The sequence below is a fragment of the Desulforhabdus sp. TSK genome, from assembly GCF_022836495.1.
Classification (GTDB): domain Bacteria; phylum Desulfobacterota; class Syntrophobacteria; order Syntrophobacterales; family Syntrophobacteraceae; genus Desulforhabdus.
Map to the genome: position 1 here is coordinate 1 of NZ_BQXM01000039.1, position 12,039 is coordinate 12,039.

The window sequence follows — 12,039 nt, forward strand, 5'->3', positions numbered from 1 at the left end:
CTTCTCAGCCTATCTCTCCTTTAGTTTACTACAGGAGGCCATTGATCACATATTGAAGAACTTTGGAACGAAATACACAATCAACTTCTCCACCTAGAATGTTGTGAAACTTTTGCTTGGGTACTTATGATATATCTGTGCCCATGCTTTAATGATGTGCACGATGCCACCTTCGTGGTTCGGGTGGGCTGCGGGTAGTCGTGGTGAGCAAGCTTTTGTCACGTCAATGGTTATGAATCGAAATTCTCCTGTGTGCAGGGTTATCGACATGTCCGCTGTGGTGGCGGGAATTCAGAAGAGATGTCCGTCGTCCCTTCTCCCGAAAAACCTTTCGGAGGGACGGCAGGGATGCCAGGACGGGTATCCATACACCGGCGGAGGCGTTGTCCTGGTTTAAACTTTTTGCAGGAGGGACAGTCATGTTTGGGCAACCCATCGATCGGACTCCGTCAGCGTACGATTCTCCTCTCATCATCAAGAGGTTGCTGGATACTCCTTTGACTTATTTTCCTCATCAGGAAATTGTCTATCGGGATCTGAATCGCTACGACTACCTCATCTTGAGGAACCGCATCGGACAGTTGGCCAATGCCTTGACTTCCCTGGGGGTGAAGCCCGGGGATACCGTCGGGGTGATCGAATGGGACAGCCACCGGTACCTGGAGTGCTTTTTCGCCATCCCCATGATGGGGGCCGTTCTTCACATGGTGAACATTCGGCTGTCGCCGGAGCAGATCGTTTATACCATCAATCACGCAGAAGATGACATTCTGCTGGTGAGCTCCGATTTTCTTGCCGCCATCGAGGGCAGCCGGGAAGAGCTCAGAACGGTCAAGAAGATCGTTGTCATGACGGATGCGTCGGCGGTGCCCGAGACGGGCTTCGAAATCGCCGGCGAATATGAAGACCTTTTGAAGAAGAGCTCAGCGGAATACGATTTTCCCGATTTCGAAGAAAACACCAAGGCCACGACCTTTTACACGACGGGAACCACGGGCATGCCCAAGGGGGTTTACTTCAGCCACCGGCAGATTGTGCTCCACACCCTGGGAGTACTGACGGCGCTCGGGAGCATCAAGACACACACCTCCTTCGATTCCGGCGATGTCTACATGCCCCTCACTCCCATGTTCCATGTTCATGCCTGGGGGCTGCCTTACGCGGCGACCTTCATTGGCGCCAAGCAGGTGTATCCCGGTCGCTACGACCCCGACACGATCCTGAAGCTGGTGGAGAAGGAAAAGGTGACCTTTTCCCATTGTGTGCCCACGATCCTCCACATGCTCCTCAACAGTCCCCTGTCAGAAAAGGTGGATCTGTCGCGTTGGAAGGTCATCATCGGAGGATCCGCCCTGTCCAAAGCCATGTGCCGTAAGGCCTTGTCCCTGGGAATCGATGTGTATTCGGGCTATGGCATGTCTGAAACCTGCCCCATCCTGACACTGGCACAGCTGAAGCCTCACATGCTCGAGTGGGACGAAGACAAGCAGGTGTCCATGCGCTGCCGGACGGGAATTCCCGTGCCCCTCGTGGAGCTGCGTGTGGCGGACATGGAAGGGAATCCTCTCCCCCATGACGGTGTCAGCACCGGGGAAGTGCTTGTGCGATCTCCCTGGCTCACCCAAGGCTATTCCAAGGAGGATCAGAGCTCCGAAGATCTCTGGCATGGGGGCTGGTTGCACACCGCAGACATTGGATTTGTCGATACCGAAGGATATCTCCAGGTTACAGATCGCTTGAGAGACGTCATCAAAACAGGTGGGGAATGGCTTTCATCCCTGGTATTGGAAGACATCCTTCTGCAGCACGAAGCGGTGAGCGAGGGGAGCGTGATCGGAGTCCCCGACGAACGGTGGGGGGAAAGGCCGGTCGCCATGGTCGTCATCAAGGACGAGTATAAAGAAACCACAACTCCGGAGACCATCAAAGCGTACTTCATGGAATTCGTCGAGAAGGGCGTTATTTCCAAGTGGGGAGTCCCCGACAAAGTTTTCTTCCTCAATAATCTGCCCAAAACAAGCGTTGGAAAGCTCAACAAGCGCCAGATGCGCCAGCGCTATATGCCCCGCTGAGTCCTTACCATGAAAATCCCCCTCAATCCCCTTTGATTTTGATAAAGGGGGGCCAGGGGGGATTTTTATTGGTGGGGGTGAACATCACCATATTCATGACCATTAAGGTCGAAAAGGGTGGGGCGGACCTGTGAGCATCGACGTGTCCGGGATTTTTAGCCGCCCGGTTTTGAACATCGCTCACCGGGGAGCGAGATCGCTGGCGCCTGAGAACACCCTGGCTGCCGCGCGCAAGGCACTGGAGTGCGGAGCTCACATGTGGGAGCTCGATGTGGGCGTCACGAGGGACGGTGAGCTCGTGGTGGTCCATGACGCAACCCTGGATCGCACGACGAACGTCCAGGAAATCTATCCCTTCCGCAGCCCGTGGCGCACCGAAGATTTTACCCTGGAAGAATTGCGCCGCCTGGATTTCGGCTCCTGGTTCACGCGGGAGGACCCTTTCGGAGAGCTCTCGGCGGGGAGAGTTTCCCCCGCTGAGGGGGAGGGCTATCTCGGAGAGCCGGTGCTGACCCTCCAGGACGCCTTTGGCTTTACTGCTGAGCATGCTTGGCTGGTCAACGTGGAGATCAAGGACCTGAAGGGTTCCCCCCGGGAAAAGGGCTTGGTGGAAAAGGTGGTTTCCCTGATAGAAGCGTTGCACCTGACGGGCCAGGCCATAGTCTCCTCGTTCAACCTGGACTACCTCGAGCGGGTGCGTACCGTCAGCCCCGGAATGCCGGTGGGAGTCTTGACGGATGATCACCATCCCCGACCGGTCGAGCTCCTCCGAAGCCTGAGCGCTCAAGCCTACCATCCCAGGTTGAGCACCATCGCCCTCGACGAGATCTCAGCACTGCGGGAAGAAGGGTTCCACGTCATGGTTTGGGTGGTAAATGATGAAATAGACATGCGCGCTCTCATTGCTGCGGGAGCGAGCGGCATCTTTACGGATTACCCCCAGCGCATGGCGAGGGTCCTCGAGGAGGCCAATCTTTCGGCGGGAATGAAGCCTGCTCCAATCGGACGGTAGCGCTGCTTTATCAGTCTATGGGAAGCTGAACCCCGGGAAATTGCATCATGCGCATCGCCATGACGGTAGCTTTGCCCCAGGAATATGGTCCCTTTCTCAAATGCTGCGGGCCCTGGCGGCGTCTTTCCACGCGCCCTTTCAAGCAATACCTCCATGCAGCATGCGACCGGGAAATCCTGCTTGTGGAAACGGGTATGGGGCAGAAGCCCGTGCAAGCTGCCCTGGACACGGTGGTTCGGGAATTTGCGCCGGACCTGTTGATATCCTTCGGTTTTGCCGGCAGCCTGCATGAAAGTCTGGAGGTGGGGACTCTCTGCCTTGTGGAAGCCTTTTTCCATCTGGATGCCGCCTCCCCGCCGGGTCTGGGGGAACCGCCGCTTCATGCGGCAGCGTCCGCCGCTCCGGGAGATTTTTCCGTCACACGCCTTGTCCACAAGGCCGCAATCCTCACCGTCGCATCCCCCAAGCCCAAAGCCTCCCTGGTGAAGCTTTGCCGGGACATTCCTTCCCTGCTCGACATGGAAAGCTACCATGTCGCACGGTTCGCCATGGAGGCGAAGCTCCCGTTTCTTTGCCTTCGTTCGGTCAGTGACGGGTCTCGCCATGAAATCGATTTCGATTTGGAAGCCATTACCGATGGGTCGGGGCGGGTTCGCATGATGAGGGTCCTGGCTGCGGTGGTGCGGCACCCCCAATGGATTCGGTCCTTCCTGCAGTCGTGGAAGCGCTCCAGGACAGCCGGGAAAACCCTGGCAGACGGGCTCTGCTCCCTATTGACTCTCCCTCCGGAAGAACTCCGGAGAATGGGCGCAACCGTGGTCCCGGGCTTCGTATGCAACGAAGCAAGGCGTCTTTTCGGCAAGTCGGTGTGGGAGAGGCAAGGGGCATCCTGAGTGGGATCCGTTCCCGCATGGAACGGCTCAAGAGCATGATGTCTCATTCAGCCGGAGTGCATGGAGTCCGGGGGGAATGGGAAATGGGGGAAGTCTTTCCGGTGTCGTTCCAGGTCCTGGGGCTGCGTGTGGTCCTGTTTGTAGAGAGTAAAGAAGAAGGCCAGCAGAGCCGGGAAAAAGGAGAGGATGCATCCCACAAGAGCCAGGAGGTGTTCCCCGATCCAGATCGTGACGGAGAGATTGAAAACGAGCACGGAAATGTAGAGGAGGGGACCCAGGAGGCTGATGAATGGGACCTGGTGAAGGGGAGAAGGTTGCTTCGGTTCCAGTGCCTGGATGGAATCGAGGCACTGCAGTGCTGCCGTCATGGCGAATCCCACCGCCAGCCACCCGGCGAAATTGCTCAGGGGAATTCCGAAGTAGACCCCCGCCTGGCGGTATCCGTAGATCTGCCCCAGGAACCACCGGTACCCCTGCAGCGCCACGGGGTCGATGATGATGTCCAGAAACACGAACAAAAATGCCCCCAGGACGAGGGTCCGCCGGGAGCGCCTCAAGGCGTGACTTTCTAAAATGTACGCGTTCGCAGCGGTGAACCGCACCGGACTCAGAAGAAAGATCGCGGTGGAAAAACTGCAATAGGCCAGAAAGACATAGGAAAGGGAATCCATGAAGGGAACTCCCAGCACCCAGAGCTCCCGGTCGAGGGTATCTTCGATGTAAAAATAGTCCCCGTAGGGAAAACCCCAGTGGATGGAGGAGAATTCTGAAATCCAGGCGATGGAGTAGCCGAGGGGAATGAAAAGCAGGGTGCGCCGCCACCCCGATTGAGCGGAGGAGGCGAGAAGGTAGACGGCGAGAAATGCAAAAACATATGGGCGCAGGAGTACCGTTCCCCCAAGGAGGTGCAGAAGGTCAGACATGGAGGTTCCATTTGATCATGCGCAGGAGATCTTTTCCCGTCATCTGCCGGACGACGGTCGGTTCGTAGCCGCAGTGCACCATGCATTGGGAACAGCGGGGGTCCTTGCCCGATGCATAATAGTCCCAGTCGGTCCGTTTCATGAGCTCGGAAAACGTCGAGTAGTGCGTATCGGTGATGAGATAGCAGGGGGATTTCCACCCTTCCGTATTGCGTGTGGGGTTTCCCCAGGGGGTGCACTGAAGGCTTCGCGTCCCCGTAAGAAAATCCAGGTAAATGGGATTGCTGATGAGGGGAAAACGGCGGTCCCATGAACGGATCGTTCGGAATTTCTCCATGATTTCCTGCCGCGTGAGGAAAACATCCTGCGTCACCTCTCCATAACTGAAACCGGGCGCCACCAGGATTCCGTCCACTCCTGCCTGGGTCAACTGTTCAAAAAGCCTTTCCACATCCGCGACGTCCGTTTCACGGTACACCGTCGTGTTGGTGCTGACGCGGAATCCCGCGGCCTTGGCTGCGCGGACTCCGGCCAGCGCCCGCCGGAAGCCTCCCTGCTTACAGATGATCTGGTCATGAACGGTTTCGGTCCCGTCGAAGTGCACGTTCCAGGTGAAGCGAGAGCTCGGGCGAAACCGGTGGAGGTTTTCTTCCATCAAAAGTCCATTGGTGCAGAAGTAGATATGCTTGCCTCGGGCCAGGAGTCCTTCCACCAGTTCCTGGATGTGGGAATAGAGCAGGGGCTCGCCGCCTGTGACCGTTACGACAGGTGTTGCGGCCTCGTCCACGGCATGGAGGCATTCCTGGAGAGACATTTCCCTGTGGAGGGTGTCGTGGTATTCGCGGATGCGGCCACACCCCGAGCAGGTGAGATTGCAGCGGTGCGTCGGTTCAAGCATCAACACGAGGGGGTAGGATGCTTCTCCCCGGATGTTTTTTTTGAGGAGATATCCTGTCATGGAAGCATAAAGACTCATGGGAAAACGCATGGTAAGCTCGACTTTCTTGTGGTCATCTTCGGTTTGGGTGAAAGGAATCTGAAGTAGCGTGCGTTTTACGCACCATTGTTGACACAGCCATTATTTCAGTTCGCAGGGTGCCTATCCGTGCTCTCTGTACCAGGAGACCGCCTCCCTCAAAGCGTCCTCCACAGGGGTTTGGGGGAGCCCCAGCTCCCGGACAGCTTTTCCAGAATCGAAGAACATCGATTTACGGGCCATCTTGACGCCATCGAGGGGAATCAACGGCTCCCGGTGTGTGAACCTGGAAAGCGCCTTGAAAAAATGTGCCAGCGCCAGGATGGGGGTGTAGGGAAGACAGATTCGCGGGGCCGGGATTTGTGATATGTCTTCCAGGAGCCCGAAAATTTCAGCGAGTGTCAGGTTCCGGTTCCCCAGAATGTATTTTTCGCCCACGCGTCCTTTTTCCAGGGCGAGGAGATGTCCCGCGGCAACGTCCTTCACATGGATGAGATTGAGCCCCGTGTCGAGATAAGCCGGCATCCGGCCATTGAGATAATCCACGATGATTTTGCCGGTGGGCGTCGGCTTCCAATCTCCCGGCCCGACAGGAGTGCTGGGGTTGACAATGACCACCGGCAGGCCGCGCGCTGCGAATTTTTCCGCTTCCCGTTCTGCAAGGAACTTGGATCGCTTGTAATCTCCCACCCTATCCTGGAGCCGCACGGGAGTCTCCTCGTGGGCGGGGGAGCCATCGGCATTCAAACCCAGGGCACCGACGCTGCTCGTGTAGACGACGCGGGGCACGCGGGCTGCCAGGCACGCCTCCAGCACATGGATGGTCCCAGCCACGTTGCTCGCGTAGATTTCCTCGGGATGTCTCGCCCACAAACGGTAATCGGCAGCCACATGGAACACGGCGTCGCAGCCGCCCGTCGCCCGGCAGACCTCCTGGAAATTTCGAAGATCTCCCTCATGCCACTCAATGTCGGAAGGGGGTGAGGGCGTTCTGCGAGAACCCCTCCGTCGCAGCCCCCGGACGTTCCATCCCTTTTGGAGAAGAAGGGCTGCGACGTGCCCCCCGATGAAACCGGTCGCTCCTGTCACCAAAGCTGTTGCCATGAAAGTCTTTTCCCTCTCGGTTTCGGATTGCTTCTGAAATGGTCGGCCTGTTGCGCTTCCCCTATATCAGAATAAGTCGCTCTTCGCAATGCACTGGGGTTATCCCTTGCCTAACCTTTTTCATTGACAGGAAAAAAGCTGTAGAGTAGACAATAATGGACCGTTCGATCGCAACATATTCATTTAGTGCATTATTCGGAAATTGAAGGGCTCGGATAGCGAGTGAAATGGACACTTCATTCAGGGAGGAAATAATGGGAAAAAAAAGCGTATGGGCTCTTATGGCAGTCATGTCCCTTCTTTTCACGTCTTTGGCCATTCCTGCTCTGGCAGCGGATACCATTAAAATCGGCATGTACCTGCCGTTGACGGGTGCTGTGGCGGCGTACGGTTCCATGGCCTACGAAGGCATAAAGATTGCCAATGAAATGGAGCCCGAGGTGCTGGGAAAGAAGATAGAGCTGGTACTGGTGGATACGAAGAGTGACAAGATTGAAGCCGCCAATGCCATGACGCGTCTCCTGGAGAAGGAAAAGGTCGTGGCGGTTATTGGGGAAGCCATCAGCGGAAACAGCATGGCTGGAAACCCCATCTCCGAAGCTGCCAAGATTCCCACGGTGAGCCCCAGCGCCACCAATCCTCTGGTGAACCAGGGCAAGAACTACGCTTTTCGGGCGTGCTTCATCGATCCCGTCCAGGGCGAAGTGGCTGCACGTTTTGCCCGAAACGAATTGAAGGCTCAGACGGCTGCCGTGATCATCGATATCGGTCAGGACTACTGTGTGGGGCTGGGGAATTTTTTCATCAAGGAATTTGTGAAGCTGGGGGGGAAAATCGTTTCTACCACTTACATCCAGACGGGTGACCAGGATTTTTCCGCTCAACTCTCCGCCGTACAAGCCGCCAAACCCGATATCATTTACGCCCCGAACTATTACACGGAAGACGCTTTGATGGCCAAGCAGGCCCGTGACCTGGGAATCAAGCAGCCCATTCTGACGGGTGACGGGGCCCAGGCCGACCCCTTGCTGGAAATCGGCGGAGCGGCGGTGGAAGACATGTATTTCACGGGTCATTTCCACAAGCAGGCGGCTAATACGGACCGGGCCAAAGAATACATCAAACGGTTCGAAGAAAAGAACAAGAAGGATGCAGACGCCTTTGGCGCCCTGGGAGCCGATTCCTACTTCCTGCTGGTGGACGCCATCAAACGTGCCGGCACCACCGATGGAACGAAGGTGCGGGATGCCCTGGCCGCCACGAAGGACTTCAAGGGTGTTTCAGGAACCATCAGCATGGGAGAAAACGGGAATCCCATCAAGAGCATGGTCATCAACAAGGTGGAAAAAGGAAAGTTCATTTATGTAACGACCATCAATCCTTGATGGTGGATGGCGAAGGTCGGAGAGTTTTTGTCGCCAGGGAAGATTTCCAGGTAGCTTGAGGGGCAGGGGGCAGTGATGCTTCCTGCCCTTTTTGGTGTCAATGCATACCTCCCCTTATTTTTTCAGAAATAGATGCTAAAATTGCATGCTTTGCATTCCTTCACAGTGCAGATCCGTGGAGGGAGTGAAAGAGAGTCGATCCATCCATTTTCCGCGGAAACGAGAAAAGGGAGCTCCGGCGTGACTTCAACCATTTTGCTCCAGCAACTGATCAACGGGATTTCCCTGGGAAGCCTCTATGGCCTGGTGGCCATCGGCTATACGATGGTCTACGGCATTTTGCGGCTCATCAATTTTGCCCACGGCGATCTCCTCATGTTTGCGGCGTATATTGCCATTTATGCCGCCGCGCTCCTGGCTCTGCCCTGGTATCTGAGCTTTCCCCTCGCGGTCATCGCCACCGGACTGCTGGGCATCCTCCTGGACCGTGCGGCCTACAAACCTCTTCGAAATGCACCCCGCATTTCTCTTCTCATTTCTGCCATCGGGGCGTCTTTCCTCCTGGAAAATCTCGCGCTGGTGTTTATTGGGGGGGTTCCCAAGGCTTTCCCCAGACCGGAGATTTTCGACAGGGTCATTCCGATCCTGGGCCTGCGCATCCAGGTCCTGACATTGTACACTCCCGTCGTCACCCTCGTTCTGCTCTTCGGACTCCTTTATATCGTTTTCCACACCAAAGTGGGGAAAGCCATGCGGGCGGCTTCCAAGGACTTTGAAACGACGCGCCTCATGGGGATCAATCTGGACCGGATCATTTCCATTACCTTCCTCCTGGGGTCCATGCTCGCGGCAGCCGGAGGAATCATGTGGGCCATGAAGTATCCCCAGGTCAACCCCTTCATGGGCGTCTTCCCCGGGCTGAAGGCCTTCATTGCGGCGGTTCTGGGAGGCATCGGGAATATCGTGGGAGCGGTGCTGGGGGGATTCCTCCTGGGACTGGGGGAGATCCTCATTGTGGCGCTGGTGCCCGAGATGGCTCAATACCGCGACGCCTTCGCCTTTGTCATATTGATCCTCGTGCTGCTCTTTCGGCCAACGGGGATCATGGGAGAGCCCATCATCGATAAGAGTTGAGGAATGGAGAGCATGGACAGGCAAAAACGAAATCTTTTACTCAATGGAGTCGGCCTCATCCTCCTGGGCGGCGTTCTTTTCCTTTTCAGTCGATACGGCTCGGACTACCACATACGCATTCTCAACAACATGGCCATCTTCATCACGCTGGCCGTGAGCTACAATCTCATCAACGGCATTTGTGGCATCCTGCACCTGGGTCCCAATGCCTTCGTGGCCATCGGGGCGTATACCGCGGCACTCCTCACCATGAGCCCCATGGAAAAGCAGCTGAACTTCATCATCCAGCCCCTCATCTGGCCCTTCAGTGCCGTGCAGGCGCCTTTCCTCCTGTCCCTCCTGGCAGGGGGCGTCATGGCAACGGTATTCGCCTTTCTCATCAGCTTCCCGGTATTTCGGGTGCGGGGGGATTACCTGGCGATCGTGACCCTGGGATTTGGAGAAGTCATCCGCGTCCTCTGCAACGCTTTGCAGGGCGTGACGAACGGGCCCCTGGGGCTGAAGGGGCTGTCTCCATTCACCAATCTCTGGTGGTCCTGGGGGGTGGCTGTCGTGACGGTGCTGCTGATCACCCGGCTCATCAACAGCAGTTACGGGCTGGCCATGAAGGCCATCCGGGATGATGAAACGGCGGCCCGTGCCATGGGAGTGGACCCCTTCAGGCACCTGCTGCTGGCCTTCCTCATCAGCGCATTCTTTTCGGGAGTCGCGGGAGGTCTACTCGCCCATCTCATCACGACGATTTCTCCGAGCCTCTTCACGTTCTTTCTCACTTTCAATCTGCTCATCATGATTGTGGTGGGGGGGCTGGGCAGCACGACGGGAGCCGTCCTTGGAGCCATGCTCTTTGCCTGGGGAGGAGAAGCGCTGCGCATCGTGGAAAGCCCCATGAACCTGGGGTTGTTCACCATCCCCGGGATTCCCGGCATGCGCATGGTGATTTTCAGCGTCATCCTCATGGTCGTGATCATTTTCGTACGCCGCGGAATCATGGGACAGAAGGAGCTGAGCTGGGGCTGGATTTTTGACAGGAATCCACGGTGAGATGAAGGGGAGTCTTTGGTGATGGGCACATTTTTTCAGGCAGACCGCCTGGTAATGCAGTTCGGGGGGCTAACGGCCGTGAATGAGTTTTCCATGACGCTTCAGCCGGGGGAGCTGGTGGGACTCATTGGACCGAACGGAGCGGGAAAAACCACGGTTTTCAATATGATCACGGGAGCCTATACCCCTACGTCGGGAGACGTCCTGTGGCAGGAAGAAAAGATCACCCGGCTCCCCGTACAGTTGATCACCGCGCGGGGCATCGCGCGGACTTTCCAGAACATCCGGCTTTTCAACGACCTGACGGTTCTGGAGAATGTCATGGTGTCCATGCATCACAAGATCCGGTCGCGATTTTGGGAGGCCATGTTGGGCTTTTCGCGCTATCGGGAGGAAAGACGCAGGATGTACGAGGAATCCATGGACTACCTCCAGGAAATGGGACTGGCCCACCTGGCGGAGGAAAAAGCTTCCTCCCTGGCCTACGGCCAGCAGCGCCGTCTGGAAATAGCCAGGGCTCTGGCCACACGCCCCAGACTGCTGCTTCTGGATGAGCCCGCGGCAGGAATGAACCCTCTGGAAACCATGGAATTGGCGGAAATGGTGCGGGGCTTGCGCCAGAAGTACGGGCTTACGATTTTTCTCATCGAGCACGACATGAAATTTGTCATGGGTCTGTGCGAACGGATCAAGGTGCTCGACTACGGCATCACCATCGCCGAGGGGACTCCCGCCGAGATCCAGAAGAATCCCGATGTCATCAAAGCTTACCTTGGAGAGCAGAAGAATGCTTAAAGTGAACGATCTCCATGTCTACTACGGGGGAATTCATGCTTTGAAAGGCGTGCACCTGTCTGTGGAGCAGGGGCAGATCGTGACCCTCATCGGAGCCAACGGAGCGGGAAAGAGCACTACGCTCCGAACCATCGTCGGCCTGGAACGGCCCCGCACCGGGACGGTGCTGTTCAACAGCGAAGACCTGACGAAGCTCGATACCCATCGCATCATCCAGCGGGGCATCGGCATCAGTCCCGAAGGACGCAAGGTCTTTCCCAACCTGACAGTGATGGAAAATCTCGAGCTGGGAGCCTATCATCAAAGCCAGAAGGATGCCGCGGTCCAGATGGAGTGGGTTTATACGCTCTTCCCGCGCCTGCGGGAGCGGAGCAGGCAATTGACCGGGACCCTGAGCGGCGGCGAGCAGCAGATGGTGGCCCTCGGCAGGGCGCTCATGAGTCGTCCGAAGCTGGTGCTTCTGGACGAGCCTTCCCTGGGCTTGGCCCCTCTCGTGGTGGAAGAGGTCTTCAGGACGATTCAAACCACCAATGAACAGGGTGCGACCATTTTGCTGGTGGAGCAGAATGCCATGGCGGCCCTTCACGTGGCTCATTATGCTTATGTCCTGGAAACGGGCAGGGTAATCCTGGAAGGCCCGGGTAAAACGCTTCTCGCCGACGAGCGGGTGCGGCAGGCCTATCTCGGGGAATAGTCGAATT

At 56.8% G+C, this 12,039-nt stretch carries 11 protein-coding genes; 8 read left to right on the forward strand and 3 right to left on the reverse strand.

Translation table 11 applies throughout. The features are described from left to right. The first annotated feature begins 419 nt into the window (after positions 1-419). From MWC30_RS18255 to MWC30_RS18265, 3 genes are all read left to right on the forward strand, one after another. A complete protein-coding gene (locus MWC30_RS18255; protein WP_244085641.1) occupies positions 420-2,072 on the forward strand; it encodes a fatty acid--CoA ligase in 1,653 nt (550 codons plus the stop codon). Positions 2,073-2,202: 130 nt separating this feature from the next. Then, on the forward strand, positions 2,203-3,084 hold the full coding sequence (locus MWC30_RS18260; RefSeq protein ID WP_244085642.1) for a glycerophosphodiester phosphodiesterase family protein: 882 nt from the start codon (positions 2,203-2,205) through the stop codon (positions 3,082-3,084). Between the two features lie 47 nt (positions 3,085-3,131). Next, on the forward strand, positions 3,132-3,977 hold the full coding sequence (locus MWC30_RS18265) for a hypothetical protein (protein ID WP_244085643.1): 846 nt from the start codon (positions 3,132-3,134) through the stop codon (positions 3,975-3,977). A gap of 47 nt (positions 3,978-4,024) precedes the next feature. Here MWC30_RS18265 and MWC30_RS18270 read toward each other — a convergent pair whose 3' ends face one another. The 3 genes from MWC30_RS18270 to hpnA all read right to left on the reverse strand — a co-directional run bounded on the left by MWC30_RS18270 (position 4,025) and on the right by hpnA (position 6,980). After that, positions 4,025-4,900, reverse strand: a complete 876-nt coding sequence (locus tag MWC30_RS18270; protein ID WP_244085644.1) for a carotenoid biosynthesis protein — start codon at positions 4,898-4,900, stop codon at positions 4,025-4,027. Continuing rightward, complete coding sequence (gene hpnH, locus MWC30_RS18275; RefSeq protein WP_244085645.1) at positions 4,893-5,888, reverse strand: adenosyl-hopene transferase HpnH; 996 nt, start codon at positions 5,886-5,888, stop codon at positions 4,893-4,895. The genes MWC30_RS18270 and hpnH overlap by 8 nt, the downstream gene beginning before the upstream one ends. A 111-nt stretch (positions 5,889-5,999) precedes the next feature. Then, a complete protein-coding gene (gene hpnA, locus MWC30_RS18280) occupies positions 6,000-6,980 on the reverse strand; it encodes a hopanoid-associated sugar epimerase (protein WP_244085646.1) in 981 nt (326 codons plus the stop codon). 254 nt (positions 6,981-7,234) lie between these two features. Here hpnA and MWC30_RS18285 point away from each other — a divergent pair, with 254 nt between their 5' ends. From MWC30_RS18285 to MWC30_RS18305, 5 genes are all read left to right on the forward strand, one after another. Continuing rightward, positions 7,235-8,365, forward strand: coding sequence for an ABC transporter substrate-binding protein (locus MWC30_RS18285; RefSeq protein WP_244085647.1), 1,131 nt, complete (start codon positions 7,235-7,237; stop codon positions 8,363-8,365). 240 nt (positions 8,366-8,605) lie between these two features. Continuing rightward, positions 8,606-9,499: a branched-chain amino acid ABC transporter permease gene (locus tag MWC30_RS18290; RefSeq protein WP_244085648.1), complete on the forward strand. Its 894-nt coding sequence runs from the start codon at positions 8,606-8,608 to the stop codon at positions 9,497-9,499. 12 nt (positions 9,500-9,511) lie between these two features. Beyond that, positions 9,512-10,543: a branched-chain amino acid ABC transporter permease gene (locus tag MWC30_RS18295; RefSeq protein WP_244085649.1), complete on the forward strand. Its 1,032-nt coding sequence runs from the start codon at positions 9,512-9,514 to the stop codon at positions 10,541-10,543. 21 nt (positions 10,544-10,564) lie between these two features. Continuing rightward, positions 10,565-11,338, forward strand: coding sequence for an ABC transporter ATP-binding protein (locus MWC30_RS18300; RefSeq protein ID WP_244085650.1), 774 nt, complete (start codon positions 10,565-10,567; stop codon positions 11,336-11,338). Continuing rightward, positions 11,331-12,032, forward strand: coding sequence for an ABC transporter ATP-binding protein (locus tag MWC30_RS18305; RefSeq protein WP_244085651.1), 702 nt, complete (start codon positions 11,331-11,333; stop codon positions 12,030-12,032). Before MWC30_RS18300 ends, MWC30_RS18305 begins: the two co-directional genes overlap by 8 nt. Positions 12,033-12,039 lie beyond the last annotated feature (7 nt).